At 73.2% G+C, this 24,013-nt stretch carries 22 protein-coding genes; 17 read left to right on the top strand and 5 right to left on the bottom strand.

What is annotated here, in order from left to right:
* Positions 1 to 224: 224 nt before the first annotated feature.
* On the top strand, positions 225 to 707 hold the full coding sequence (locus ACZ6RC_RS14305) for a DUF456 domain-containing protein (protein ID WP_391141928.1): 483 nt from the start codon (positions 225 to 227) through the stop codon (positions 705 to 707).
* Here ACZ6RC_RS14305 and ACZ6RC_RS14310 read toward each other — a convergent pair.
* Positions 694 to 2,124 carry a bifunctional transcriptional activator/DNA repair enzyme AdaA gene (locus ACZ6RC_RS14310; RefSeq protein ID WP_469582870.1) on the bottom strand — a complete coding sequence of 477 codons (1,431 nt, stop codon included), beginning with the start codon at positions 2,122 to 2,124 and terminating at the stop codon, positions 694 to 696. The genes ACZ6RC_RS14305 and ACZ6RC_RS14310 overlap by 14 nt on opposite strands.
* Before the next feature lie 112 nt (positions 2,125 to 2,236).
* Positions 2,237 to 3,352, bottom strand: coding sequence for a ribosome small subunit-dependent GTPase A (gene rsgA / locus ACZ6RC_RS14315; RefSeq protein WP_469582390.1), 1,116 nt, complete (start codon positions 3,350 to 3,352; stop codon positions 2,237 to 2,239).
* Positions 3,353 to 3,726: 374 nt separating this feature from the next.
* On the opposite strand from rsgA, the gene ACZ6RC_RS14320 reads away from it, so the two are divergent.
* A complete protein-coding gene (locus ACZ6RC_RS14320; RefSeq protein ID WP_469582393.1) occupies positions 3,727 to 7,356 on the top strand; it encodes a tetratricopeptide repeat protein in 3,630 nt (1,209 codons plus the stop codon).
* Between the two features lie 11 nt (positions 7,357 to 7,367).
* Positions 7,368 to 7,817, top strand: a complete 450-nt coding sequence (locus tag ACZ6RC_RS14325) for a VOC family protein (RefSeq protein WP_391141921.1) — start codon at positions 7,368 to 7,370, stop codon at positions 7,815 to 7,817.
* A 205-nt stretch (positions 7,818 to 8,022) separates the two neighbouring features.
* Here ACZ6RC_RS14325 and ACZ6RC_RS14330 read toward each other — a convergent pair whose 3' ends face one another.
* Together ACZ6RC_RS14330 and ACZ6RC_RS14335 are read right to left on the bottom strand one after the other, a co-directional pair.
* Positions 8,023 to 8,718 carry a helix-turn-helix domain-containing protein gene (locus ACZ6RC_RS14330; RefSeq protein ID WP_469582398.1) on the bottom strand — a complete coding sequence of 232 codons (696 nt, stop codon included), beginning with the start codon at positions 8,716 to 8,718 and terminating at the stop codon, positions 8,023 to 8,025.
* Positions 8,719 to 8,802: 84 nt separating this feature from the next.
* The gene (locus tag ACZ6RC_RS14335) at positions 8,803 to 9,918 is read right to left on the bottom strand and encodes a YihY/virulence factor BrkB family protein (protein WP_469582401.1); all 1,116 of its coding nucleotides are present in this window, start codon (positions 9,916 to 9,918) and stop codon (positions 8,803 to 8,805) included.
* 17 nt (positions 9,919 to 9,935) lie between these two features.
* Here ACZ6RC_RS14335 and ACZ6RC_RS14340 point away from each other — a divergent pair, with 17 nt between their 5' ends.
* The 14 genes from ACZ6RC_RS14340 to ACZ6RC_RS14405 all read left to right on the top strand — a co-directional run bounded on the left by ACZ6RC_RS14340 (position 9,936) and on the right by ACZ6RC_RS14405 (position 23,366).
* Positions 9,936 to 11,579, top strand: coding sequence for an acyl-CoA dehydrogenase family protein (locus tag ACZ6RC_RS14340; RefSeq protein WP_469582404.1), 1,644 nt, complete (start codon positions 9,936 to 9,938; stop codon positions 11,577 to 11,579).
* 241 nt (positions 11,580 to 11,820) lie between these two features.
* A complete protein-coding gene (locus ACZ6RC_RS14345; protein ID WP_453612010.1) occupies positions 11,821 to 13,128 on the top strand; it encodes a helix-turn-helix domain-containing protein in 1,308 nt (435 codons plus the stop codon).
* 57 nt (positions 13,129 to 13,185) lie between these two features.
* Complete coding sequence (locus tag ACZ6RC_RS14350) at positions 13,186 to 13,755, top strand: GNAT family N-acetyltransferase (protein ID WP_469582409.1); 570 nt, start codon at positions 13,186 to 13,188, stop codon at positions 13,753 to 13,755.
* A 136-nt stretch (positions 13,756 to 13,891) separates the two neighbouring features.
* On the top strand, positions 13,892 to 13,975 hold the full coding sequence (locus ACZ6RC_RS14355; RefSeq protein ID WP_310591794.1) for a putative leader peptide: 84 nt from the start codon (positions 13,892 to 13,894) through the stop codon (positions 13,973 to 13,975).
* 126 nt (positions 13,976 to 14,101) lie between these two features.
* Positions 14,102 to 15,799: a nitrite/sulfite reductase gene (locus ACZ6RC_RS14360; protein WP_391141907.1), complete on the top strand. Its 1,698-nt coding sequence runs from the start codon at positions 14,102 to 14,104 to the stop codon at positions 15,797 to 15,799.
* Positions 15,800 to 15,887: 88 nt separating this feature from the next.
* Positions 15,888 to 16,067 (top strand): hypothetical protein, encoded by a 180-nt coding sequence (locus tag ACZ6RC_RS14365; protein ID WP_453612017.1) that lies wholly within the window; start codon positions 15,888 to 15,890, stop codon positions 16,065 to 16,067.
* The gene (locus ACZ6RC_RS14370; RefSeq protein ID WP_391141901.1) at positions 16,064 to 16,774 is read left to right on the top strand and encodes a phosphoadenylyl-sulfate reductase; all 711 of its coding nucleotides are present in this window, start codon (positions 16,064 to 16,066) and stop codon (positions 16,772 to 16,774) included. Before ACZ6RC_RS14365 ends, ACZ6RC_RS14370 begins: the two co-directional genes overlap by 4 nt.
* On the top strand, positions 16,774 to 17,343 hold the full coding sequence (cysC, locus tag ACZ6RC_RS14375) for an adenylyl-sulfate kinase (protein ID WP_469582415.1): 570 nt from the start codon (positions 16,774 to 16,776) through the stop codon (positions 17,341 to 17,343). Before ACZ6RC_RS14370 ends, cysC begins: the two co-directional genes overlap by 1 nt.
* Positions 17,340 to 18,275 (top strand): sulfate adenylyltransferase subunit CysD, encoded by a 936-nt coding sequence (gene cysD / locus ACZ6RC_RS14380; RefSeq protein WP_391141893.1) that lies wholly within the window; start codon positions 17,340 to 17,342, stop codon positions 18,273 to 18,275. Before cysC ends, cysD begins: the two co-directional genes overlap by 4 nt.
* Before the next feature lie 2 nt (positions 18,276 to 18,277).
* Positions 18,278 to 19,627 (top strand): sulfate adenylyltransferase subunit 1, encoded by a 1,350-nt coding sequence (locus tag ACZ6RC_RS14385; protein WP_391141891.1) that lies wholly within the window; start codon positions 18,278 to 18,280, stop codon positions 19,625 to 19,627.
* A gap of 191 nt (positions 19,628 to 19,818) precedes the next feature.
* Positions 19,819 to 20,925 carry an aliphatic sulfonate ABC transporter substrate-binding protein gene (locus ACZ6RC_RS14390; protein WP_469582420.1) on the top strand — a complete coding sequence of 369 codons (1,107 nt, stop codon included), beginning with the start codon at positions 19,819 to 19,821 and terminating at the stop codon, positions 20,923 to 20,925.
* Between the two features lie 35 nt (positions 20,926 to 20,960).
* Positions 20,961 to 21,755, top strand: coding sequence for an ABC transporter ATP-binding protein (locus tag ACZ6RC_RS14395; RefSeq protein ID WP_469582422.1), 795 nt, complete (start codon positions 20,961 to 20,963; stop codon positions 21,753 to 21,755).
* Positions 21,742 to 22,626 (top strand): ABC transporter permease, encoded by an 885-nt coding sequence (locus ACZ6RC_RS14400; protein ID WP_391141886.1) that lies wholly within the window; start codon positions 21,742 to 21,744, stop codon positions 22,624 to 22,626. The genes ACZ6RC_RS14395 and ACZ6RC_RS14400 overlap by 14 nt, the downstream gene beginning before the upstream one ends.
* 5 nt (positions 22,627 to 22,631) lie before the next feature.
* Positions 22,632 to 23,366 (top strand): sirohydrochlorin chelatase, encoded by a 735-nt coding sequence (locus tag ACZ6RC_RS14405; protein ID WP_391141883.1) that lies wholly within the window; start codon positions 22,632 to 22,634, stop codon positions 23,364 to 23,366.
* Here ACZ6RC_RS14405 and ACZ6RC_RS14410 read toward each other — a convergent pair.
* The gene (locus ACZ6RC_RS14410; protein WP_469582427.1) at positions 23,359 to 23,982 is read right to left on the bottom strand and encodes a mycothiol-dependent nitroreductase Rv2466c family protein; all 624 of its coding nucleotides are present in this window, start codon (positions 23,980 to 23,982) and stop codon (positions 23,359 to 23,361) included. The two genes, ACZ6RC_RS14405 and ACZ6RC_RS14410, sit on opposite strands and share 8 nt — an antisense overlap.
* Between the last annotated feature and the right edge of the window lie 31 nt (positions 23,983 to 24,013).

The following is a 24,013-nucleotide window of genomic DNA, read 5'->3' on the forward strand; positions in this document are numbered from 1 at the left end:
TGGCCCCGCCCGAGCGTCGTCGCCCCCTCGGTGCCTATGGCGAGTGAGCCGAAGGGGCCGTCGGGGGAACACGGCCGAGCGCGCGCAGCTCCCGAGGAACGAGGGAGCGAGCACGTACGGCCGTGTGAGTCCGACTCCCAGGCCCCGGAGGCGAACCGAGCCTCCAAGGAAAAAGGGGTGCGCCGCGAACTGCGCGGGGCCCGTCGGTCCTGCACGCTGGGCAGATGGGTGTGTGGCAGCTGTTGCTGGTGGCGATGGTGATGCTGCTGGGCCTGGTCGGAGTGCTGGCTCCCGGTGTGCCGGGGCCGTGGCTGGTCTGGGCGGCCATGCTCTGGTGGTCCCTGCACGAGAAGAGCGGCCTCGCGTGGATCCTGCTGGTCTCCGCCACGGCTCTGCTGCTGCTCACCCAGGTGGTCGTGTGGCAGTTGCCGCCGCGCCGGCTGCGGGGGGTCGGCATCACGCAGCGCATGGTGGTGTACGCCGGGGTGGGCGCGTTCCTCGGCTTCTTTCTGGTGCCCGTGCTCGGCGCGATCCCCGGCTTCGTCGGCGGGATCTACCTCTCGGAGCGCCTCCGTCTGGGCGGCCACGGCCAGGCGAAGGCGTCCACCCGCAGGGTGATGCGGGCGGCCGGGAGGAGCGTGCTGGTCGAGCTGTTCTCGTGCCTGCTGATCGTCGGGGCATGGGTGGGCGCGGTCATCTGGGGCTAGGGCATGCCTGGAGGTAGTGGTGGGCGTAGGACCGCCAGGGGCGCCAGGCCTCCGCGTCGGGGGCGTCGGCCGGGGCCACGTCGGGGTCGCCGAGGGCGCGCATCCGGAGGAGGGCGGCGAGGGGGGCGGTGACGCCGGGGACCGTGAGGAGGGCCCGTTCGGCCTCGTCGCGGTCGGCGCCCGGGTCGAGGCGTACGGCCCCGGTGGCGAGCGCGGTCGCGAGCGGTCCGGCGACCGGGTGGGTGGCGAGGTCGGCGGGCTCGGGGAAGAGCCGGGTGAGGCCGCCGCAGGGGTGGTCCAGGACGGTTCCCCGTGTCCCGGCCAGCCTCGCGGCCTCGTCCGGGCCGAGCAGTGCGCGGAGGGCGAATTCGTCGGGGTCGGCCGCGCCGGGCGAGCGTACGCCGGGGCGTGCCGTCACCCGCGCGGCGAGCCGGACGTCCGCGCCGAGCCGCTCGGCGACGGCGTACGGGTCGGCGTCCAGGTCGAGGAGGCGGCGCAGCCGCTGGACGGCGGTGGTCAGGTCGCGCAGGTCCGTGAGGTGGATCCGGGCCTCCAGCCAGGGGCCGGGGGACCGTTCGTCGACGGAGACGACGCCGGCACCGTGCGGGAGGCGGAGGGTGCGGCGGTACGTACGGGCTCCGGGGTCGCCGAGGACCTCCTCGACGTGGGGCAGCGCCTCCTCGGCGAGCAGGTCGAAGACCTGGCGTGCGGCGTACGGGCCTCGGTGGGCGAGCCGGAGCGGGATCCCGGCGGCCCGCGCGGCGGCGCCGGGCCCGGTGGCGGGGCGGTCCGTGCCGCGGGTGCGGGCGGCGGTCGCGGTGCCGGTGCCGGATTCCGTGCGGAGTGCGGAGGGGGTCCGGGCGTAGATGGAGCGGATGGTGTCGTTGAACTGGCGGACGCTGGCGAATCCGGAGGCGAAGGCGATCTCGGTGATCGGCAGGCCGGTGGTCTGCAGGAGCAGCCGTGCGGTGTGCGCCCGCTGGGCGCGGGCGAGTGCGACGGGGCCGGCGCCCAGCTCTGCGGTGAGCTGGCGCTGGACCTGGCGGGCGCTGTAGCCGAGCCGGCCGGCGAGGCCGGGCACGCCTTCGCGGTCGACGACGCCGTCGCCGATCATGCGCATGGCGCGTCCGACGACGTCGGCGCGGACGTTCCACTCGGCGGAGCCGGGCACGGCGTCCGGCCGGCACCGTCGGCAGGCCCGGAAGCCGTGGCCCTGGGCGGCGGCCGCGGTGGGGAAGAACGTGACGTTCTTCCGCCGGGGGGTGACGGCGGGGCAGCTGGGCCGGCAGTAGATGCCGGTGGTCGTGACGGCGAAGAAGAACTCGCCGTCGAACCGCGCGTCCCGGCTGCTGACCGCCTCGTACCTGGTGTCCTCGTCCGTCACGCCCTCCAGTGTGCGGGACGGCGTCCCCCGCATCTGGCGGTTTTCGGACACGACGTCTCCCCGCCGCGCGGCCGTCCGGGGCCCTCCGCCGCCCGACCCGTACCGCCGCTCCCGACGTCGCCCGGCCCCGTCCGGTCCGCGCCGGCTACCGCGCCCGGCCGCGCTTGATCTCCATCGCGGCCCGGCCTTCCGCGCCCTTGCGCTTCCAGTCCTTGAGGATCTCGGCCCGGAGCCGGGCGTCGGTCTTCGCGACGATGCGCTGGTTCTCGCGCAGGAGCTTGCGGTAGCTGTCCAGCCGCCGGGCCGGCAGCGTGCCGTCCTCGACCGCCGCCGTCACCGCGCAGCCCGGCTCGGACTCGTGGGCGCAGTCGTGGAAGCGGCACTCCCCCGCGAGGTGCTCGATCTCGGAGAAGACCTGGCCGACGCCGGCCTCGGCGTCCCAGAGGCCGACTCCGCGCAGTCCCGGGGTGTCGATCAGGACGCCGCCCCCCGGCATCCGGAGCAGATTGCGCGTGGTGGTGGTGTGGCGGCCCTTGCCGTCCACCTCGCGGGCCGCCTGGACGTCCATGACGTCCTCGCCGAGGAGGGTGTTGGCGAGCGTGGACTTGCCGGCGCCGGAGACGCCGAGCAGCACGCTCGTCCCGCCCGCCACGACCGCGGCGAGCACCTCCACGCCCTCGCCGGTGGTGGCGCTGACCGGGAGCACCTGCACGCCCGGCGCGGCGGTCTCGACGTCCTGGACGAGGTAGGAGAGCCCGACCGGGTCGGGCACGAGGTCGGCCTTGCTGAGCACGACGACGGGCTGGGCGCCCGACTCCCAGGCCAGGGCGAGGAAGCGCTCGATGCGGCCGAGGTCGAGCTCGACGGCGAGCGAGACGGTGATGATGGCGTGGTCGACGTTGGCCGCGAGGATCTGGCCCTCGGACCGCTTGGAGGAGGTGGACCGCGCGAACGCCGTACGGCGCGGGAGGCACGCCCGTACGTATCGGGGGTGGCCGCCCTCGGGGTCGACGACCGCCCAGTCGCCGGTGCAGACGACCCGGAGGGGGTCGTGCGGGGTGACGAAGGCGGTGTCGGCCCGGACGGTGCCCTCGGCGGTGACGAGGTCGCACTGGCCTCGGTCGACGCGGACGACCCGGCCCGGCAGCAGCCCTTGGGCGACGTACGGAGCGGAGACGGCTTCCCAGCCCTCGTCCCAGCCGTAGGCGGAGAGCGGGTGCGCGGAAGGGGAGAGCGGTGCCTGGAAAGAGGCGAAAGACAAGGGGGGACCCTTCACAAGGGCGGCCCCGGCACGCGCCGTACGGGCGCGAGGTGGTGAAGAGGTCAGCCGGTGGCCACGGAGGTGGTGTGGACGAACTTCGGGATGCGGGCAGCGCCCATCGACTCGACAGCCATCGGTCACACCTCCTGGATCACACGGCACGATCACACGGCACGGCACACGGGGCGGTGATCGGCACCCGGGTCCGGCCGGTCCCCGGTCTCCCGCGGACGAGCACACCTTAGACCGGCTCCGGCGGAGCGCGCGAGGTATTTTCGGCGCGCTCTTCCGGCCCCCGGCCGGGGCCCTGACCGGCATACTTCTCGGGGACCGGCGCCGGGGTGACGACGCGTCGGCCGGAGCGGGGGTGGGGCATGGCGGGGTCGGGGCGTCGGGTCCGGTCGCGCGGCGAGCTGATCCGGCAGCGGAGCCGGGCGCAGTTCGTGGGGCGTTCGGCGCAACTGTCGCTGTTCACGGACAACCTGGCGAAGGATCCGGAGTCGGAGACCGACCCGGCGGAGTTCCTCTTCCATGTGCGGGGTGTCGGCGGCGTGGGCAAGTCGTCCCTGCTGCGGCAGTGGCAGGAGGCGGCCCGCCGGGCGGGCGCGGTGACCGCGATCGTGGACGAGAACGATGTCCACGGCGTCCCGCAGGCGCTGACGGAGCTGGCCCGCCAGCTCGCCGAACAGGACGGGCCGCTCAAGGAGTTCGACAAGGCCGCCGAGCAGCATCGCCGGGAGCAGGAGACGGCGGCCGCGGAGCCGCTGCAGGTGGACGGTCCCGGGGTCGCCGGAGCCGAGGCGTCGACGTCGAGCCGGGTGGTGACCCAGGCCGCGTTGGGGGCGGCCTCGCTCATCCCCGGCGTCGGTGTGGTGACCGCCATGGCGAACCCCGACGTCGCCGCGCAGGGTCTCGACCGGCTGCGGGCGGGCGCCCGCTCGCGGGGGCGGCGGGTCCGGGGCGCCGACGCGACCGGACTGAGCAGGGCGTTCGTCTCCGAGCTGGGCCGGCTGTCGGCCCGCCACCCGTGGGTGGTGCTCTTCCTGGACACCTGGGAGCAGACCCGGCGCTTTCTGGACGGGTGGCTGCGGGATCTCCTCGACGACGGCTTCGGTCCGCTGCCGGTGGACGTGATCGTGGTGCTGGCCGGCCGGGACGAGCTGGCGGAGCGGGACTGGGCGCCGCTGCGGACCCTTGTGGCCGATGTGCCGCTCGAGGTGTTCACGGAGGCCGAGACGCGCACGCTCCTCGCGGCGCGTGGGGTGACGGAGCCGGAGGTCGTGGACGCGGTGTGGCAGTTGTCCATGGGGCTGCCGCTGCTGGTGGACCTGCTGGCGCTGGCCCGGCCGCGGGCGGCGGAGGACGTCGGCGCCGAGGTGATGGACGACGTGGTGGAGCGGTTCGTGCAGTGGATCACGGACCCGCGGCAGCGCGAGACGGTCCTGGCGTGCGCGTTGGCGACACAGCTCAACGAGGACGTGTTCGCCGCCGCGGCGCCCCCGGAGGCGGGGGACCTGTGGGGGTGGCTGTGCGAGCAGCCGTTCGTCAACGGGCGCGGTGACTTCAAGCAGTACCACGCCGTGGTGCGGGCGAGCATGGTCCGCCAGCAGCGCACCCACTCGCCGCGGCGGTGGACCGCCGCCCATCTGCGGCTCGCCGGCACGCACGCGGTCTGGCGCGAGGCGGCCGAGCGGGACCTGCCGGCGGGGCGGAGGCGGTGGAGCGATCCGCGGTGGCGCAGGCACCGTCTGGACGAGGTGTACCACCGCCTGTGCGCCCACCCGGCGGGTGAGCTGACGGCGGCGCTGGAAGAGGCGGTGCACGCGGCGGGGCGGAACGCGGAGGCGCTGGAGCAGTGGGTCGGCACGCTGGAGCAGGCGGCGCGCGACACCGCCGACCGCGACCTGTTCGTCTGGGCGGACCGCCTGCGGGGCACCACCGCCGACGAGGAACCGCTGCTCGCCTGCCTGACCGCCCTGCTGACCCACGCCCGGCTGGGGGACGAGGCGCGGGCCTGGGCGTACACCTACCGCGGCCGGCATCTCTTCCTGGCGGCCCGGGAGGCGGAGGCGGTCGTGGCGCTGGACCGGGCCGTCGAGCTCGCCCCGGACAACGCCGTCGCCTGGGCGTACCGCGGGGACGCCCACAGTTGGCTCGACCATCCGGAGGAGGCGCTGCGCGATCTGACGACGGCGGTGACCCTGCGGCCGGAGGAGACCTGGATCCTCGCCCACCGCGGCGCGGCCCTGCGGGAGGCGGGCCGGTACGACGAGGCCGTCGCCGACCTGACCACGGCCCTGGCCCACGACCCCGCCGACGCGTGGGCGTTGACGCACCGGGGCGAGACGTATCGGCGGGCAGGCCGGTACGACGAGGCGATCGCCGATCTCACGGCCGCGGTCGACCGGGACCCCACCGACGCGTGGCCGGTCTCCGAGCGGGGTGAGACGTACCGGCGGGCGGGGCGGTACGACGAGGCCGTCGCCGATTTCACGACCGCGCTCGCCCTGGTCCCCGAACCGGTGCCGGTGCGGCTGGTGGCGCACCGAGGCCTGGCTCACCACCAGGCCGGGCGGTACGAGGAGGCGATCGCCGACCTGACCGCCGCCCTCGACCTGGACCCCGGCCACGCGTTCACGCTCGCCCAGCGCGGTGACGCCTTCCGCGAGGCCGGCCGGTACGACGAGGCGGTCGCGGACTACACCGCGTCACTCGCCGTCGAACCCGACTACGCCTACGCGCTCGCCCAGCGGGGCGAGGCCCATCGGCTCGCGGAGCGGTACGACGAGGCGGTCGCCGACTTCACCGCCTCGCTCGCCCTCGACCCGGCCGATGCGTGGACGCTCGGCTCCCGGGGGCAGGCGCACCAGGGGGCCGGGCGTGCGGACCGCGCCGTCGCGGACCTGACCGCCGCGCTCGCCCTCGACCCGGCCCTCGACTGGGCCCTGGTCGCCCGGGCGCTGGCCCATCAGGAGGCGGAGCGGTACGAGGAGGCCGTCGCCGACCTCACGGCCGCGCTCGCGCTCGACCCGGCCGATGCGTGGGCCCTGGCGCGGCGGGGCTTCATCCAGCGCCTGCGGGGGAGGTACGACGAGGCCGTCGCGGACCTGACCGCCGCGCTCGCGCTGGATCCCACGCTCGTCGACGCCCACGCCCAGCGGGGGGTGGCCTTCCGTCAGACGGAGCGGTACGACGAGTCGATCGCCGACTTCACCAGCGCGCTCGCGCTGGCGCCGGACTTCGCGTGGGCCGTCGCGCAGCGCGGGGAGACGCGGGTGCACGCGGGGCGCTTCGACGAGGCGGTCGCCGACTTCACCGCGGCGCTCGACCTCGACGGCTCCCTCGTCTGGGCCCTCGCGGAGCGGGGCGAGGCGCATCGCAACGCCGGCCGGTACGAGCGGGCCGTCGCCGACTTCACCGCCGCGCTCGACGCCGATCCGACTCTCGGCCTGGCGCTCGCGCAGCGGGGTGTCGCCCACCGGCAGGCGGGGAGGTACGCGGAGGCGGTCGCCGACTTCACGGCCGCGCTCGACGTCGAACCCGGTGAGCCGTGGCACCTCGCGCAGCGGGGCGTCGCCCACCGGGAGGCGGGCTCGCTCGCGCCGGCGCGCGAGGACATCGAAGCGGCCGTCGCCGCCCGCCCCGCCGACCTGGGGTACCTCTTCGAGAAGGCCGTGCTGGACACGCTGGAGTCGGGGGCCGCCGCGTGCGCGGAGCAGTGGCGGGAGCTGCTGGGCCGGCCCGTGGAGGGGCGGTGGGGCGACGGCACCCGCTTCTTCGGCCTGTTCCGCGTCCTCGTCCTGGAACCGGAGGGCGATCCGGCCGGCGCGGTGGAGGCGTTCCTCGCGGCGGGCCCCGACCACGACGCCGTCACGGACCTGCTCTGCTATCTGGCGGAACTCTCCGCGTCCGGCGACCGTCTGGGCGAGCGGGCTCGGGCCTGCCGCGCGCTCCTCCTGGCGCGGCGCCCGGCCCCGCCGGCCGGGCTTGCGGGCGGCGGCTGACCGCGCGGCCGGTGTCCGATTCGTACAAGACGGCTCCGGCCGGCCCTGCCTACGGTACGGACATGAACGCACCACGACTCGATGTCATCGGCCTGGTGGTCTCCGACATGGCCGCCTCGCTCGCCTTCTACCGCCGGCTCGGCCTCGATCTCCCCGCGGAGGCGGACACGCAGCCGCACGTGGAGGCCGTCCTGCCGGGCGGGATGCGGATCGCCTGGGACACGGAGGAGGTCATCCGCTCCTTCGACGCGGCCTGGAGCAGGCCGGAGGGCGGGGACAGGATCGGGCTCGCCTTCCGCTGCGACTCGCCACGCGAGGTCGACGCGGTGTACGAGGCGCTGACCTCGGCCGGGTACCGCGGGCACCTCGAGCCGTGGGACGCGGTCTGGGGACAGCGCTACGCGGTGGTCCTGGACCCGGACGGCTGCGGCGTCTCCCTCTTCGCCGCGGCGGGGGCCTAGGTCGTGTCCGGAAAGTAGCGCCGTCTGCCCGCAGGGCAGGGCCCGCGGCGTCTGGTGCGTGCGATCGCAAGGCGCGAGGGTCATCCCCGTACGGGGCGTACTCGGGTGACCCCGACAACGTGGCGTGGGGGCACCTCCCGTGCCCGAAGGGCTACGGGGGAGCGTGCCAGGCGTCGCGGGCCAGGCGGGACTTTCCGGACACGCCCTAGGAGACCCGCCCGGTGAGGGCGGAGAGGGTCGTGCCCGTCAGCGCCCTCGTCTCGCGGGCCAGGTGCGCCTGGTCGGCGCAGCCGGCGCGGAGGGCCGCCTCGGAGTACGGCAGCCCGGTCCGGGCCAGGGCGAGGGCGCGCTGGAGGCGGAGGATCCGGGCCAGGGTCTTGGGGCCGTAGCCGAACGCGTCGAGCGACCGCCGGTGCAGTTGCCGGGCGCCAAGCCCGACGGCCTCGGAGGTCTCGGCCACCGTCCGGCCCGCGTTCAGCCGCCGTACGACCTCGCGCAGCAGGGGATCGGGGGCCGGGGCGTCGGCGGCCCGGCGCACCGCCAGTTCCTCCAGGGCGGCGGCGGGGTCGGGCGCGGCGGCGATCCGTTCGCCGAGCCGCCGGGCCCGGGCCTCGCCCCACAGTGCGCCGAGGGCGACCCGCCGGTCGCGCAGTTCGTTCGCCGGTACGCCGAGCAGCGCGGGCGCGTCGCCGGGCGCGAAGCGGATCCCGGCGTAGTGGGCGACGGTGCCCTCGGGGACGTACGCCCGGGTGTCGGGGCCCGCCACGAGGAGGCGGCCGTCGCACCAGAGCAGGTCCATGCAGCCGTCGGGCAGGACGGGGTGTTCCGCGCCGGGCCCGGGGCCGAGGACGCGGGTCCAGAGGACGGCTCCGTCGACCCGCGCCGGACGTTCTTCGTACACCCTTCCGAGGGTAGGCGCCCGCCCCGGCCGGCTCATCCCCGCGGTCTCCCGGCCGCTACTGATGCCCGGCCGGACGGCCGTCCGTCACTCCTTCTCCCAGCCGGAGTGCAGGCGCGACTTGACGTCGTCCGGGGGCAGGAAGCGCGACCAGCGTTCCGGGAACTCCGAGGGCATGTCCGGGTCGTCGTCGTCGACGTCCTCGGCGTCCGCGCGCAGGCGGGCGACGAGTTCGGCGGCCTGGGCGGCGCGGGCGCGTTCGCCGGCCTCGCGGGCGGCGGCGGTGGCGACCGAGGGCCAGACGCGGTCGATCGCCGCGTTCACGGCCGCGCCGACCAGGACGGCGAAGGCGGAGATGCCGATCCAGAGCAGCACGGCGATCGGGGCGGCGAGGGAGCCGTAGATGGTGGGTCCCTCGACCTGGCTGGTGAGGTAGATCCGCAGCAGGAAGCTGCCGAGCACCCACATGCCCAGGGCCACCAGCGCGCCGGGGATGTCCTCGATCCACGGCGAGCGGACGGGGACGGAGACGTGGTAGAGCGTGGTGAGGAAGGCGATGGAGAGCAGGATGACGGCCGGCCAGTACAGCACCGAGACGACTTCCGTGCCCCAGGGGATCAGTTCGACCACCCGGTCGGGGCCGACCACGGCCAGCGGCAGGACGACGGCGCCGATGAGCAGGGCCACGATGTAGAGCAGGAAGGCCAGGAGGCGGGTCTTCACGATGCCGCGGTGGCCGTCGAGCCCGTACATCACGGTGATCGTGTCGATGAAGACGTTCACGGCGCGCGAGCCGGACCACAGGGCGATGGCGAAGCCGATCGAGATCAGGTCGGGGCGTTTGCCCTGGGTGACGTCGTCCAGGACGGGTTTGGCGATCTCGCGGACGCCCCGGTCGGAGAGGACCGTCCGGGAGGCCCGCAGGATGTTCTCCTCGATGCTGGCGACCGTGTCGGTGTTGGTCCAGTCGTCGGCGTAGCCGAGGAGCGCGATGAGGCCGAGGAGCAGCGGGGGCAGCGACAGCAGGGTGAAGAACGCGGCTTCCGCGGCGAGGCCGAGGATGCGGTACTCGATGCACGAGTTGACGGTGTCCTTCAGGAGCAGCCAGACCATCTTCCGCTTCGACACGTTGCGGTAGAGGACGCGCGCCCGGTGAAGCCTGGTCCCGGGCCGCCGCTCGGGTGTTTCCTTTGCTGCCTGCACCTCCTTACCGTATCGGCATGGCAGCCACCACCCACACCGTGACCAACCAGGCTCCGCCCCTGGTGGGATATGACGTCTTCTCCTCCGACCGGGCTCTGGCGGAGGCCGTGGAACGGCATCTGGCGCCGGACGTCCTCGCGGACGCGCGGGACGATCTGACGACGCTCGGCCGGTCGGCCGGGTCGGCTCAGGTGCAGGAGTGGGGGGCGCTCGCCAACGCCTTCCCGCCGCGGCTGCGGACGCACGACCGGTACGGGCACCGGGTCGACGAGGTCGACTTCCATCCCTCCTGGCACCGGCTCCTGGGGAAGTCGGTCAACGCGGGTTTGACGGCGGCGTGGGGCCGTCCGGGTGGTCACGTGCGCCGGGCGGCGGGGTTCGTGGTGCAGACGCAGGTCGAGGCGGGGCACGGCTGTCCGGTGTCGATGACGCACGCGGCGGTGCCGGCGCTGCGCGCGGATCCGGAGCTGGCCGCCGTCTGGGAGCCGCTGCTGACGTCGCTGGTGTACGAGGAGGAGCTGCGGCCGCCCCGGGAGAAGGACGGGGTGCTCTTCGGGATGGGGATGACGGAGAAGCAGGGCGGCAGCGACGTACGGGAGAACACGACGGCGGCCCGGCGGCTGGACGCGGACGGCGAGTACGTCCTGACCGGGCACAAGTGGTTCTGCTCGGCTCCGATGTCGGACGCGTTCCTGGTCCTCGCGCAGGCTCCGGAGGGGCTGACGTGCTTCCTGGTGCCGCGGGTCCTGGAGGACGGCTCGCGCAACGCGTTCGCGATCCAGCGCCTCAAGGACAAACTGGGCAACCGGTCGAACGCCTCCGCGGAGGTGGAGTTCGACGGGACGACGTGGGGGCGCCGGGTCGGGGAGGAGGGGCGCGGCATCCGGACGATCATCGGGATGGTGGCGGCGACCCGGTTGGACTGCGTGCTGGGGTCGGCGGGGCTGATGCGGCAGGCGGTGGCGCAGGCCGTGCACCACGCCGGGCACCGGCGGGCGTTCGGCGGGCTGCTGGTCGACAAGCCGCTGATGCGGAACGTGCTGGCGGATCTGGCGCTGGAGTCGGAGGCGGCGACGGTCCTCGGGATGCGGCTCGCGGCGGCGTACGACGCCGACACGGAGGCGGAGCGGGCGTTCGCGCGGATCGCGGTGCCGGTGGCGAAGTACTGGGTGACGAAGCGGTGCCTGCCGGTGGTGGCGGAGGCGCTGGAGTGTCTGGGCGGCAATGGCTACGTGGAGGAGTCGGGACTGCCCCGGCTGCTGCGCGAGTCGCCGCTCAACTCGATCTGGGAGGGCTCGGGCAATGTGCAGGCGCTCGATGTGCTGCGGGCCTTGCGCTCGGAGCCGCGGGCGCTGAACGCCTTCCTGACGGAGGTCGGGGCGGCGCGCGGCGCGGACCACCGTCTCGACGGGGCGATCAAGGGGATGCTGACCGAACTGGCCGATCTGGAGGGGGTCGAGGGCCGGGCACGGCGGCTGGTGGAGCGGATGGCCCTGGTGCTCCAGGGGGCGCTGCTCGTGCGGTGGGCGCCGGCGGAGGTGGCGGACGCGTTCTGCGCCTCGCGGCTCGGCGGTGACTGGGGATCGGCGTTCGGGACGCTGCCGTCGACCCTGGACCTGGGCTCGGTGGTGGAGCGGGCCCGCGTGGAGGTGGACGCCTGAGCACGGGGGCGCGCCGCGGGGCGGGAGAGCCGGGGGTGGTGCTGCGCCGACACGGCACCACCCTCGGCTGACACCACCCTCGTGGACGGAGCGTTCGGCTGCCAGAGTTGCAAAGGGTTGCAGGATTACCCGAACCGCCCGTCACCGGGGCGCGGCGGGCGGCACGATGGGCACTGGCCTCGCCCGTCGGCGGTTCCCTCGGCGGATCCGACACAGCACCGCGGGCGGCCGGGAGGGACCGATGAAGAACACGCGGCTCGACATGGGCCGGCTCGCCGCGATGGACGCCGCCCAGGCCGCCCGGCTGCTGCACCGCGTCCGCGAGGAGACCCTGGCCGGCCGGACGCCGCCGATCGCGCCCCGACCCGTCATCGACGCCTCCTGGCGGCGGATGTTCCGGCTGGGGCTCGACCCGGACCAGGGCACCAGCAGCGTGCTGCTCGGACGGGACGAGCTGGAGGAGCGGCGGCGCGCCACGGTCCTCGGCGAGGTGATGCGGACGCTGAGCACGGGACTGGCCGGGATCGCCGACGCCTCCCTGCAGATCATGGTGGTCACCGACGACCAGGGCCGGGTCCTGTGGCGGGAGGGCAACCTCGCGGTGATGCGGCAGGCCAACGGCATCTGCCTGGAGGAGGGCGCGGCCTGGACGGAGCACACCACCGGGACCAACGCGGTGGGGACGGCGCTCGCGATGCGCCGCCCCGTCCAGGTGCACTCGGCCGAGCACTACGTCCACGCGCTGCACTCCTGGACCTGCGCCGCCGCCCCGGTGCACGACCCTCGTGATCAGCGGCTGCTGGGGATCGTGGACGTGAGCGGTCCCGCGTCGAGTTTCCATCCGGCGACGCTGGCCCTGGTCGGCTCGGTGGCCCGGCTGGCCGAGGCGGAGATGCGCCAGCGTCATCTGCGCTCCATCGAGCGGCTGCGCTCGGTGGCCGCGCCGATCCTGTGCCGGGTCGGGGGGCGAGCCATCGCGGTGGACCGGCACGGCTGGACGGCGGCGGTGACCGGGATGGCGCCGGTGGACCGGATCGCGCTGCCGACGTCGTTCCGGGCCGGCCGGGTCTGGCTGCCGGCGCTCGGCGCGTGCGCGGTGGAGCCGCTGCCGGGCGGCTGGCTGCTGCGGGTGGAGGAGGAGCGGGCGGCGGAGCCGGACCCGTCCCGGGCGCCGAGCCGGGTGGTGCTCGATCTGAGCCGGCCGCGCCGGTGGTCGGTGACGGTGTCGGGCGCGGCGGGGAGCTGGTCGCGGGAGCTGAGTCCGCGCCACGCGGAGCTGCTGTTCCTGCTCGCGCTGCACCGGGACGGGCGGACGGCGGCGGAGCTGGCCCAGGACGTGTTCGGGGACCGGACGAGGACGGTGACGGTACGGGCGGAGATGTCCCGGGTCCGCCGCACCCTGGCGAGCGTGCTCGCCCACCGTCCGTACCGGTTCAGCGAGGAGGTCGACGTGGAGGTCGTCCGCCCGGCCGGGACGGAGGACCTGCTCCCCCACTCCACGGCTCCGGCGATCCGCGCGGCCCGGGTGCCCGGGCCCCGGGGCGGGTAACGCACACAACGCCGGACCCCCATGGGAATCTCGCGCTCCGCATGATGCGATGGACGTATGAGCATCACTCTCACCACCTGGTCCCTCGAACAGACCTCGGCCCGTGACCTGCGTCCCGCCGCCCCGCCGGAGGGCGACGACGTGCGGATCGTGCGGGCCGAGGTGCCCTCCCCCGAGTTCGCCCGCTTCCTCTATACGGCGGTCGGCGGTGACATCAGCTGGACCGACCGGCTGCACCTGTCGTACAAGGAGTGGCAGGAGATCGTCGAGCGGCCGGGGTCCGAGATCTGGGTGGCGTACGAGAAGGGGACGCCGGCCGGGTACGTGGAGCTCGACCCGCAGGACGACGGGGTCGTGGAGATCCTCTACTTCGGTCTGATCCCTTCCTTCCGGGGGCGCCGGATCGGCGGCCATCTGCTGACCGAGGGCGTGCGGCGCGCGTGGGACCTGGCCGAGCGGTGGCCGGACCGGGAGCCGACCCGGCGGGTGTGGCTGCACACCTGTTCCCTGGACGGGCCGCACGCCATGGACAACTACCAGCGGCGCGGCTTCCGGCTTTTCGACACCACGGTGGAACAGGCCGAGGAGGCGCCGGTGCCCGGCCCCTGGCCCGGCGCCCACGGCTGAGCGGAACCGCCGTCCCCACCCTGAGCAGCACCCTTACGGAGTGACCCACGGCACACCGTCTCGCGATGCGGGACGGTGGTGTCCACATACCGGACGAAGCTGGACTGAGTCCAAAGGCCCGTGACACGCTTCCGTCATGTCTGGAACTGGAATTGCCTTGGTGAGTCGGCGGCACGTCGACCTAGGCCGCATGTCCAGCGCCATCTGTCCGGCGCGCTGAGAGAACCAGCACCGCCGCGATCGACTTTCTGCACGACCCTGCTGCGCACCGACGCGCCACCCTCTGACCTGAGCGCGAGTGTGCAGGTCAGAGCCGCCCTCCCGCAGTCCCGAAGGACAAAACGCCATGGCCGCCACCCCGGAAAACCCCACTCCCGTCGCCGCCCGCCGCAAGGCCGGGCGTCACCGTGGCGAGGGTCAGTGGGCCGCGGGGCACTTCACCCCGCTGAACGGCAATGAGCAGTTCAAGAAGGACGACGACGGTCTCAATGTGCGGACACGTATTGAGACGGTCTACTCCAAGCGCGGATTCGACTCCATCGACCCCAACGACCTGCGCGGCCGCATGCGCTGGTGGGGCCTCTACACCCAGCGCAAGCAGGGTCTGGACGGCACCAAGACCGGCGTCCTGGAGCCGGAGGAGCTGGACGACGAGTACTTCATGCTCCGGGTCCGCATCGACGGCGGCCGGCTGACCACCGAGCAGCTGCGGGTGATCGGCGAGATCTCGCAGGAGTTCGCGCGGGGCACCGCCGACATCACCGACCGCCAGAACGTGCAGTACCACTGGATCCGGATCGAGGACGTGCCCGAGATCTGGAACCGCCTGGAGGCGGTCGGGCTGTCCACGACCGAGGCCTGCGGCGACACCCCGCGCGTCATCCTCGGGTCGCCGGTCGCCGGCATCGCCGAGAACGAGATCGTCGACGGCACCCCCGCCATCGACGAGATCCACCGCCGGATCGTCGGCAACAAGGACTTCTCCAACCTCCCCCGCAAGTTCAAGTCGGCGGTCTCCGGCTCGCCGCTGCTCGACGTGGCGCACGAGATCAACGACATCGCCTTCGTCGGCGTGCACCACCCCGAGCACGGCCCCGGCTTCGACGTCTGGGTCGGCGGCGGCCTCTCCACCAACCCCAAGCTGGGCGTGCGCCTGGGCACCTGGGTCTCGCTCGACGAGGTCCCGGACGTCTACGAAGGCGTCATCTCCATCTTCCGCGACTACGGCTACCGCCGGCTGCGGAACCGCGCGCGGCTGAAGTTCCTGGTCGCGGACTGGGGCCCGGAGAAGTTCCGCCGCGTCCTGGAGGAGGAGTACCTCAAGCGCGCCCTCACCGACGGCCCGGCCCCGGCCGAGCCCGCCGGCCAGTGGCGCGACCACGTCGGTGTCCACCGGCAGAAGGACGGCCGGTTCTACGTCGGGTTCGCGCCGCGCGTCGGCCGGGTCGACGGCGCCACGCTCACCAAGATCGCCGGGATCGCCGAGGCACACGGCTCGGGCCGGCTGCGGACCACCGCCGAGCAGAAGATGATCGTCCTCGACGTCGAGGAGCCGCAGGTCGAGTCCCTCGTCTCCGCGCTGGAGTCGCTGGACCTGCGGGTCACGCCCTCGCCGTTCCGGCGCGGCACGATGGCCTGCACCGGCATCGAGTTCTGCAAGCTCGCGATCGTCGAGACCAAGGCGCGCGGCTCCGCCCTGATCGACGAACTGGAGCGCCGCATCCCGGAGTTCGACGAGCCCCTCACCATCAACATCAACGGGTGCCCCAACGCCTGCGCCCGTATCCAGGTGGCGGACATCGGTCTCAAGGGGCAGCTGGTCCTGGACGACGACGGCAACCGGGTCGAGGGCTACCAGGTCCACCTCGGCGGCGCGCTCGGCCTGGAGGCCGGCTTCGGCCGCAAGGTCCGCGGCCTGAAGGTGACCTCCGCCGAGCTGCCCGACTACGTCGAGCGGGTCCTCAAGCGCTTCCAGGAGCAGCGCGAGGACGGCGAGCGCTTCGCCACCTGGGCGGCGCGCGCCTCGGAAGAGGCGCTGTCATGAGCGACGCACACGCGGCCGCCGGGCCGCAGCCGACGACGACGGCCGCCACCCCGCGCCGTGTGGGCGGAGCAGCGGAAAGGAGTGCGCTGTGAGCGAGCGAGCCGCGCCCTTCTACTGCCCGTACTGCGGCGACGAGGACCTGCGTCCGAACGAGCAGGGCCACGGCGCCTGGGAATGCCGGGCATGCGGTCGAGCCTTCCAGCTGAAGTTCCTGGGGCTCCTCGCTCCGGGCACTTCGAGCAACCCTGCTGGAGGGGACGAGATATGACGACGACTCAGGTCATCACCGAGGACACCGACCTCAAGGCGCTCGCCGAGCGGGCCGGACGCGATCTGGAGGACGCCTCCGCGCTGGAGATCCTCCAGTGGGCGACCGACACGTTCGGCAAGGGCTTCTGCGTCACCTCCTCCATGGAGGACGCCGTGGTCGCCCATCTCGCCTCGCGTGCCGCGCCGGGCGTGGACGTCGTCTTCCTCGACACCGGCTACCACTTCCCCGAGACCATCGGCACCCGTGACGCGGTCGAGGCCGTGATGGACGTCAACGTCATCACTCTGACCCCGCGTCAGACGGTCGCCGAGCAGGACGCGCAGTACGGCCCCCGGCTGCACGACCGCGACCCCGACCGGTGCTGCGCGCTGCGCAAGGTCAAGCCCCTAGAAGAGGGCCTGACCGCGTACCGCGCCTGGGCGACCGGTCTGCGCCGCGACGAGTCCCCGACCCGGGCGAACACCCCGGTCGTCGGCTGGGACGAGAAGCGCCGGAAGGTCAAGATCTCGCCCATCGCCCGTTGGACGCAGGACGACGTCGACGCGTACGTCGCCGAGCACGGCGTGCTCACCAACCCGCTGCTGATGGACGGTTACGCCTCCGTCGGCTGCGCCCCCTGCACCCGCCGCGTCGAGGAGGGCGAGGACGCCCGGGCCGGCCGCTGGGCCGGGCGCGCCAAGACGGAATGCGGACTGCACGGCTGATGACCACCACCCAGACCTCTTCCCAGGAGAACCACGTGACCGGTGCCACCATCTGGCTCACGGGCCTGCCGAGCGCCGGCAAGACCACCATCGCGTACGAATTGGCCGGCCGCCTGCGCGGCGAGGGCCACCGTGTCGAGGTGCTCGACGGCGACGAGATCCGCGAGTTCCTCTCGGCGGGCCTCGGCTTCACCCGCGAGGACCGGCACACCAACGTGCAGCGCATCGGCTTCGTCGCCGAACTGCTCGCCTCGAACGGTGTGAAGGTCCTGGTCCCGGTCATCGCTCCCTACCAGGACAGCCGCGAGGCCGTCCGCAAGCGCCACCAGTCCGAGGGCACCCCCTACGTCGAGGTGCACGTCGCCACTCCGGTGGACGTGTGCTCCGTACGCGATGTGAAGGGGCTGTACGCCAAGCAGGCCGCCGGCGAGATCAGCGGCCTGACCGGGGTCGACGACCCGTACGACGAGCCGGCCGACCCCGATCTGCGGATCGAGTCCCAGAACCAGACCGTGCAGGAGTCGGCGGCGCAGCTCCACGCGCTGCTCACCGAGAGGGGTCTCGCATGACGACCGCCGTCACCATCGACGAAGCGACCGACAGCCCGTTCGCGCTGTCGCACCTGGACTCGCTCGAGTCCGAGGCCGTGCACATCTTCCGTGAGGTGGCGGGCGAGTTCGAGCGGCCGGTGATCCTCTTCTCCGGCGGCAAGGACTCGATCGTGATGCTGCACCTGGCGCTGAAGGCGTTCGCGCCGGCGCCAGTGCCGTTCACGCTGCTGCACGTCGACACCGGGCACAACTTCCCCGAGGTCATCGAGTACCGCGACCGGACGGTCGAGAAGCACGGGCTGCGGCTGCACGTCGCCTCCGTGCAGGAGTACATCGACGCCGGGAAGCTGCGCGAGCGTCCCGACGGGACGCGCAACCCGCTCCAGACGGTGCCGCTGACCGAGGCGATCCAGCAGCACCGTTTCGACGCGGTGTTCGGCGGCGGCCGCCGCGACGAGGAGAAGGCCCGCGCCAAGGAGCGGGTGTTCAGCCTCCGCGACGAGTTCTCCCAGTGGGACCCGCGCCGTCAGCGCCCGGAGCTGTGGCAGCTGTACAACGGCCGGCACGCGCCCGGCGAGCACGTCCGGGTCTTCCCGCTCTCCAACTGGACCGAGCTGGACGTCTGGCAGTACATCGCCCGCGAGGGCATCGAGCTGCCCGAGATCTACTTCGCCCACGAGCGCGAGGTCTTCGCCCGCAACGGCATGTGGCTGACGGCCGGCGACTGGGGCGGCCCCAAGGACACCGAGACGGTCGAGACGCGGCTCATCCGCTACCGCACCGTCGGTGACATGTCCTGCACGGGCGCCGTCGACTCCGACGCCACCACGCTGGACGCCGTGATCGCCGAGATCGCCGCCTCCCGTCTCACCGAGCGGGGCGCGACCCGCGCCGACGACAAGATGTCCGAGGCCGCGATGGAAGACCGCAAGCGCGAAGGGTACTTCTAGCCATGACGAGCACGAGCACCACCGAGCAGTTCGCCGACGTCTCGGCGACCACCCTGCTGCGCTTCGCCACCGCCGGCTCCGTCGACGACGGCAAGTCGACCCTGGTGGGCCGGCTCCTCCACGACTCCAAGTCGGTCCTCACCGACCAGCTGGAGGCCGTCGAGGCCGCGTCCCTCAAGCGCGGCCAAGAGGCGCCGGACCTCGCGCTGCTCACCGACGGGCTGCGGGCCGAGCGCGAGCAGGGCATCACCATCGACGTGGCCTACCGCTACTTCGCCACGGCGCGCCGCCGGTTCATCCTCGCCGACACCCCCGGGCACGTGCAGTACACCCGGAACATGGTGACCGGCGCCTCGACGGCCGAGCTGGCCGTGGTCCTGGTCGACGCCCGCAACGGTGTCGTCGAGCAGACCCGCCGGCACGCCGCCGTCGCCGCGCTGCTGCGGGTGCCGCACGTCGTCCTGGCCGTGAACAAGATGGACCTCGTCGACTACGCCGAGCCCGTCTTCGCCGCGATCGCCGAGGAGTTCACGACGTACGCCTCCGAGCTGGGCGTCCCGGAGATCACCGCGATCCCGATCTCGGCGCTGGCCGGCGACAACGTCGTGGAGCCGTCCGCGAACATGGACTGGTACGGCGGCCCCACCGTCCTCGAGCACCTGGAGACCGTGCCGGTCAGCCACGACCTCACGGCGTGCCACGCGCGCTTCCCCGTGCAGTACGTGATCCGCCCGCAGACCGCCGAACACCCCGACTACCGCGGCTACGCCGGTCAGATCGCGGCCGGCGCCTTCCGGGTCGGCGAGGAGATCACGGTCCTGCCCTCGGGCCGGACCTCCACGATCACCGGGATCGACGCGCTGGGCGAGTCCGTGGACATCGCCTGGGCCCCGCAGTCGGTCACCATCCGGCTCGCCGACGACATCGACATCTCGCGCGGCGACCTGCTGGCCCCGCACGGCGACGCCCCGGCCACCAGCCAGGACGTGGAGGCGACGGTCTGCCACGTGGCCGACCAGCCGCTCTCCGTCGGTCAGCGCGTGCTCCTGAAGCACACCACCCGCACGGTCAAGGCGATCGTCAAGGAGATCCCGTCCCGGCTGACCCTGGACGACCTCTCCCAGCACCCCGAGCCCGGGCAGCTCGTCGCCAACGACATCGGCCGGGTGAGGGTCCGTACCGCCGAGCCGCTCGCGCTGGACGCGTACGCCGACTCGCGGCGCACCGGATCGTTCCTGCTGATCGACCCCGCGGACGGCACCACGCTCGCCGCCGGCATGGCGGGCGAGTCCTTCGCCACCGCCAAGGCCCTTCCCGCGGCCGCCGCCGACGACGAGGGCTGGGACTTCTGACATGCGCCGGGACGTCTACGCCACCTTCGCCAAGGAGGGCGGCCGGGTGGGTTCCGGCGCCCTCGGCGCGGGCCGGGGAGGAGTCGGGCGATGTGCGTGCTGACGCCGGTGCGCCGCGTACGCGGCGCCGTCCCGCTCCACCCCGCACGCCATAGACGACGAGAACTTCGAAGACCCTGAGGGGAACCTCCGTGCCTGCCTTCCGTACCACCTCGCGCCGCTCGCTCGCCGCCCTCGCGGCTCTGCCGCTGCTGATCGGCGCGCTCGCCTCGTGCGGCTACGGCTCCCAGGCCAAGGACGACCGGAAGAAGGTGGCCGCCGAGGGCGCGAAGCTCTCGGCCGACACGGTCCGCGTCGGGTACTTCCCGAACCTGACCCACGCCACGGCCCTGGTGGGCGACCAGGAGGGCATTCTCCAGAAGGAGCTGGGCGGCACGCGGCTCGAGGCCTCCACCTTCAACGCCGGCCCCTCCGAGATCGAGGCGCTGAACGCCGACTCGATCGACATCGGCTTCATCGGCCCCTCCCCCGCGATCAACGGCTACACCAAGTCCCACGGCAAGAACCTGCGGATCGTGGGCGGCTCGGCCTCCGGCGGCGTGAAGCTCGTCGTGAACCCCGAGAAGATCAAGACCCTGGACGACCTCAAGGGCAAGAGGATCGCCACCCCGCAGCTCGGCAACACGCAGGACGTGGCCTTCCTCAACTGGATCTCCGAGAAGGGCTGGAAGGTCGACGCCCAGAGCGGCAAGGGCGACGTCTCCGTGGTCCGCACGGACAACAAGGTCACCCCCAACGCCTACACCTCCGGTTCCATCGACGGTGCCTGGGCCGCGGAGCCGACGGCGTCCAAGCTCGTCGCCGAGGGCGCGAAGGTGCTGCTCGACGAGTCGACGCTGTGGCCCGACGAGAAGTTCGTGATCACGAACATCATCGTGTCCCAGAAGTTCCTCACCGAGCACCCGGACGTGGTCGAGGCGGTCCTGCGCGGCTCGGTGAAGACCAACGCGTGGATCAACGCCAACCCGGACAAGGCCAAGGCGTCGGCGAACGCCAAGCTCAAGGACCTCACCGGCAAGCCGCTCGGCGCCGAGGTCATCGACGCCGCCTGGCCCTCGATCCGGTTCACCGACGATCCGCTGGCCGCGACGCTCCGGGCCCAGGCCGACCACGCGGTGAAGGCCGGACTCCTCAAGAAGCCCGACCTGAACGGCATCTACGACCTGAGGCCGCTCGACAAGGTCCTGAAGGCCGCGGGCCGGCCCGAGGTCGCCGACGCCGGTCTCGGCGTCAAGTAGCCCCCAACCAGCCGAGTTCCCAGGAGGTGACGACCATGGCCACGACCGCGACGCTCGCCAAGGCCGAGGACCGTGTGGCGGTGACCCATGCCGCACGGATCGAGCATGTATCGAAGTCCTTCGGCGGACCCGCGGGTCCGCAGCTCGTTCTCGACGACATCACGCTCGATGTCGCTCCGGGCGAGTTCGTCACCCTGCTGGGGGCCTCGGGCTGCGGCAAGTCCACGCTGCTCAACCTGGTCGCCGGACTCGACCGGCCGTCCGCGGGCTCCATCGAGACGCCCGGCGGCCGGCCCGCCCTGATGTTCCAGGAGCACGCCCTCTTCCCGTGGCTGACCGCGGGCAAGAACATCGAACTGGCGCTGCGGCTGCGCGGCGTCCCGAAGCCCGAGCGCCGCCCCGAGGCGGAGCGCCTGCTCGAACTGGTACGGCTCCGCGGCTCGTACGGCAAGCGGGTCCACGAGCTGTCCGGCGGTATGCGCCAGCGCGTGGCCCTGGCCAGGGCGCTCGCCCAGGACAGCGACCTGCTGCTGATGGACGAGCCGTTCGCGGCGCTCGACGCCATCACCCGGGACGTGCTGCACGACGAGCTGACCCGGATCTGGCGCGAGACGAAGCTGTCGGTGCTGTTCGTGACCCACAACGTGCGCGAGGCCGTGCGGCTGGCCGAGCGGGTGGTCCTGCTGTCGTCCCGCCCCGGCCGGATCGCCCGGGAGTGGAGCATCGACATCCCGCAGCCGCGCCGCATCGAGGACGCCGCCGTGGCGGAGCTGTCCGTCGAGATCACCGAAGAACTGCGTGGGGAGATCCGCCGTCATGGCCAGCACTGACACGACCACCAAGGCCGACGATCTGGCCGGCCTGGAAGCGGGCCTCGACGCGCTCGACGCCGTGCAGGTGAACCGCACGCCGGTCCGCGAGGTCCTGCTGAAGAAGGTGCTGCCGCCGGTCCTCGCCGTCGCGCTGGTGCTGGTCGTCTGGCAGCTCCTGGTGACCGCCCAGGTCACGGACGAGTTCAAGCTCCCGCCGCCGTCCGCCGTCTGGGACAGCCTGTCCACGATGTGGCTGGAAGGCACGCTCCTCGACGTCCTGTGGACGAGCGTGTCCCGGGCCCTGCTCGGCTTCCTGATGGCGCTCGCCATCGGTACGCCGCTGGGTCTGCTGGTCGCCCGGGTGAAGTTCGTCCGGGCGGCGATCGGCCCGATCCTCTCCGGGCTCCAGTCGCTGCCCTCGGTCGCCTGGGTCGCCCCCGCGGTGCTCTGGATCGGCCTCAACGACCAGATGATGTACGCGGTGATCCTGCTCGGCGCGGTCCCCTCGATCGCCAACGGCCTGGTGGCCGGCGTCGACCAGGTGCCGCCGCTCTTCCTGCGGGCCGGGCAGACGCTCGGCGCGACCGGGCTGAGGGGCGCCTGGCACATCGTGATGCCGGCCGCGCTGCCCGGCTATCTGGCGGGGCTGAAGCAGGGCTGGGCGTTCTCCTGGCGCTCCCTGATGGCCGCCGAGATCATCGCCTCCTCCCCGGAACTGGGCCTCGGTCTGGGCCAGTTGCTGGAGAACGGCCGCAACAACATCGACATGCCGGGGATCTTCCTCGCCATCATTCTGATCCTGGTCGTCGGCATCGCCATCGACCTGCTGATCTTCAGCCCGCTGGAGCGCTCGGTCCTGCGCAGCCGCGGTCTGCTGGCCCGGAGCTGACACCCATGAACCCCGTCCTGCTCGTCGTCGCCCACGGCAGCCGCGATCCGCGGCACGCAGCGACCGTGCACGCGCTGACGCGCCGCGTACGGTCGCTGCGGCCAGGGCTGCGGGTGGAGACGGCGTTCCTGGACTTCAACCTCCCGTCGGTGCCCGGGATGCTCCAGACCCTGGCCGCCGAGGGGGTACGGGACGTGGTGGCGCTGCCGCTGCTGCTGACCCGGGCCTTCCACGCGAAGGCCGACATCCCCGCCGTCCTGCGCCAGGCCCCCGCCTCGCTGCGGATCCGGCAGGCGGAGGTCCTCGGACCGTCGCCGCTGCTGGTCTCGGCGGTGGAGCGACGGCTGTACGAGGCGGGCCTCGGGCCCGCCGACAAGAGCACGACCGGGGTCGTCCTGGCCTCGGCGGGCTCCTCAGACCCGGAGGCGATCGCAGTGATCGCAGAAACGGCGCGGGAGCTGCGGCGCACCGGTTGGTGCTCCGTGCGGCCTGCGTTCGCCTCCGCATCCCTTCCGAGGACCGAGGACGCGGTCCGCGCGATGCGCGCCGACGGTGTGCGCCGGGTGGCGGTGGCGCCGTACGTCATCGCGCCGGGCCGGCTCCCGGACCGCATCGCGGCGGGCGCGGCGGAGGCGGACGTCCTCGCCGGTGTCCTGGGTCCCTCGCCGGAGCTGGCGCGGCTGCTGACCGCCCGCTACGACGAGGCGCGGACCGCGGCCGCGCTGACGGCGGTCAGCTGAAGTCCAGGCCGCCGGTGCGGGGCCGCTTGAGCTCGAACAGGTCGGGGTGGCCGGCCAGCACGCGGAAGCTGTCGAACAGCTCGGCCGCCTTCTCGCCGCGCGGGACGGCCCGCAGGACGGGACCGAACCAGACCGTGCCGTCGAGGTGGAGCGTCGGCGTGCCGACGTAGCCGTCCACCTCCGGGTCCTTGCCGGCGTCGTGGCTGCGGCGGACCGCCTCGTCGTACCTCTCGTCGTGCGCGGCGGCGGCCAGCTCGGCCGGCAGCCCGGCCTCGGCGAGGGATTCGGCGATGACGGCGTCGAAGTCGGACTGCTTCTCGTTGTGGATGCGGGTGCCGTACGCGGTGTAGAGCGGGCGCAGGACCTCCTCGCCGTGCTTCTCCGCCGCCGCGACGGCGACCCGGACGGGGCCGATCGACTTGTCGACGAGTTCCCGGTACCAGTCGGGCAGGTCGTTGCCGACGTTGTGGAGGTACAGGCTCATCACCCGGAACCGCAGGTCGATGTCGCGGTGCCGCTCGACCTCCAGCATCCAGCGGGAGGCGATCCAGGCGAAGGGGCAGGCGGGGTCGAAGTAGAAGTCGACGGCGGTCCTGGGCTGCGTCTCGGTCGTCATGGAGCGTGAGCCTAGCCAGCGGGCCCGCCGG

Source organism: Streptomyces sp. NPDC048353, assembly GCF_055587165.1.